The organism is Gilvimarinus sp. 1_MG-2023 (assembly GCF_030548285.1).
Genome location: NZ_JAUOSC010001950.1, coordinates 1 through 228 on the forward strand (window position 1 = coordinate 1; position 228 = coordinate 228).

1 protein-coding gene is annotated in these 228 nt (G+C 57.5%); it reads right to left on the bottom strand.

Going from position 1 to position 228, the window contains the following annotated elements; translation table 11 throughout:
• On the bottom strand, positions 1-228 hold a 228-nt coding region (locus tag Q4563_RS23465; protein WP_303606259.1), incomplete at both ends, for a hypothetical protein.

The following is a 228-nucleotide window of genomic DNA, read 5'->3' on the forward strand; positions in this document are numbered from 1 at the left end:
CCACGTCGCATCACCAGCCGAACTGGGCACGACACTAAAACCGCCACCGTCCGCGACCTCCCCGGAATACCAGCCCAACGTCGCCAAAAAATCTTTCCCGGTGGCAGGGTTGTCCAGCTTTGTGTCTAGCGCGCTTTGCAGTCCGCTGACATCGGCGATTGCATGACCATGGCCGTTATCGCTTTTTAGATCCAGCGCATTCTGCGTCGCTTGTGCCAGGGTATCAAT